This is a genomic window from Methylocaldum sp. RMAD-M (assembly GCF_017832375.1).
Lineage (GTDB): Bacteria > Pseudomonadota > Gammaproteobacteria > Methylococcales > Methylococcaceae > Methylocaldum.
Genome location: NZ_JAFIBZ010000064.1, coordinates 1 through 1986, shown reverse-complemented (window position 1 = coordinate 1986; position 1986 = coordinate 1). Strand labels below are relative to the sequence as shown.

General features: G+C 55.4%; 3 protein-coding genes. All 3 read left to right on the top strand.

Translation table 11 applies throughout. The features are described from left to right. Nucleotides 1-1013 (top strand): RHS repeat-associated core domain-containing protein (locus JOD69_RS24415; RefSeq protein ID WP_280860368.1); only part of this gene is annotated, 1013 nt, incomplete at its 5' end. A 91-nt stretch (nt 1014-1104) separates the two neighbouring features. Continuing rightward, nucleotides 1105-1731 (top strand): DUF416 family protein, encoded by a 627-nt coding sequence (locus JOD69_RS24410; RefSeq protein WP_156882060.1) that lies wholly within the window; start codon nt 1105-1107, stop codon nt 1729-1731. 37 nt (nt 1732-1768) lie between these two features. Further along, the coding region (locus JOD69_RS24405; RefSeq protein WP_210024368.1) for a hypothetical protein at nt 1769-1986 on the top strand (218 nt) is incomplete at its 3' end.

The window sequence follows — 1986 nt, the reverse complement described above, 5'->3', positions numbered from 1 at the left end:
ACCTCCTCTACGACGGCCAGGACCTCTTGGCCGAGTACGACGGCTCGGGCAATCTCCTCCGCCGCTACGTCCACGGCCCCGGCGTCGACGAGCCGCTGGTCTGGTACGAAGGGGCGGGCACGACCACCAAGACCTGGCTGTATGGCGATCACCTGGGTTCCATCGTCGCCACGGCGGATGGCTCCGGCGCCTCGACCGCCGTCTACAGCTACGGCCCGTGGGGCGAGCCCAACGTCGCGACCGGCGTCCGGTTCCGCTACACCGGCCAGCAGCTCCTCGGCCAATTGAACCTGTACCACTACAAGGCGAGGATGTATTCGCCGGCCTTGGGGCGGTTCCTCCAGACCGACCCGATCGGCTATCAGGACGATCTGAACCTGTATGCTTATGTCGGGAATGATCCGGTTAACCTGACCGATCCGTCGGGGAACTGCCCCATGTGCATTGGTGCAGCCACAAGTGTTGTTATGGGAGGTATCATCCGCGGATTGACGGGGGGAGATATTTTTGACGCGAGGGCGATTGCCTTAGACGCGACACTCGGAGCGGTTGGAGCGGGGTTGACAAGTAAGGCTACTGCCATCTTTCAGGCAGCTAGATCCACTAAGCTAGCGACACAGGCCAACCAAGTTCACAGTGTGCTAGATCCAATTGCCCAGGCTCAGCGTACAACTGCGGTTCTAAGCACTTCTCGAGGAACTGTCGTTGCGGGGGGCGCTCGTGATTTAACCCCGGCACAGCGTAGCCTTGCTCAAAGCCTCGAAATGGATACGGCTAAACTTCCCGGTGCCCATGCCGAGATCACAGCAATTCAATATGCTCAACAGCAGGGAGCAAGGCTACAAGCCATGGAGGTGACTCGATCAATCTGTCCGACATGTGCGAGCGTTATAGAGGCTACGGGGGGCAAAATCGTCGGTGCACAATCAGTAGTATGGCCAAGTAGTACTTCAGGTACTCTTTCCGCTCTAGGCGGCGGGGTTGCTGGCGGAATTGTTGGTAATTTAAAGTAAAATTGAGGCAAACGACTGAGGCTTGGCAAGCACCTTCGTAGAAAGATCGCTCCAGACTGTCAAATCGGTCTGGAGCGAAGGAAGTCCTTTTATGACTATCACCGCTGCTTTTTCAGAGTCTGTTCTAAAGACTGTCTTAGATCAGCTTTCCAAAGAAGCCAAATGTGCGTTTGCTGTGTCATGCGCACAAAGAATTTTCCCTTGCTATGCAGAATATGCGCGGGTTGCAAATCGAAAACCTACCGATCTTTCGACTTATTCGGAAGCGCTTTCCTATGTCTGGGACGCCACAAAGTCAAGGATTATTGATCCAACCGTAGTCAATTCGCTATTAGAGCGCTGTATGGCTGTACTGCCAACTGAAGATGACGCATGGGAAGTTGGTGTTCCATATGCCGAGGACGCTGCGGCAACGGTGGTTTACTGTCTGCGGCTACTGTTGACGGGAGATACGCAGGATGCGATCTGGGCTGCAAGACGCGTCTATGAGGCGGTCGATAATTTCGTAATTAACGCCCATAAGATAGACGTAAGCAGTCAAGATGGGGAAAAAGCCGTCTTAAACCATCCATTAGTTAAGAACGAATTAATGCGGCAGTGTCGTGACTTAGATGAGATTGTAGTCGCAAGTCGCGCAACGGAAGCTGCTTTCAATGAAGCAGTTGAGATTCTTCGGGAACGATCTAAAGCCGAGTCTAGATGTCTATTTTCGGAGTAGCTCGTGTAGGGTGCGTTCGCGTCGCGTAATGCGCCGGATGGATTGCGGCTACCCCTGCGGCGGTATCGGCTTTGCTAGGCCGCCCTTACCGCACGGTACCTACAACGCGCCCCCCGGTAACGCGGCGCGGCTGATCAAGAACGCCGACGCCACCTACAGTTACGAAACCCTGCACCGCGACCAGCTCACCTTCAACGCGGCCGGCCGGATCGCCACCTTCCAAGAGGCCAGCGGGGTCCAGGTCAAGTTCACCTA

Bases quoted from the DNA above. Each gene is read 5' to 3' on its own strand.
- JOD69_RS24410 (WP_156882060.1), top strand. From the start codon at position 1,105: ATGACTATCACCGCTGCTTTTTCAGAGTCTGTTCTAAAGACTGTCTTA.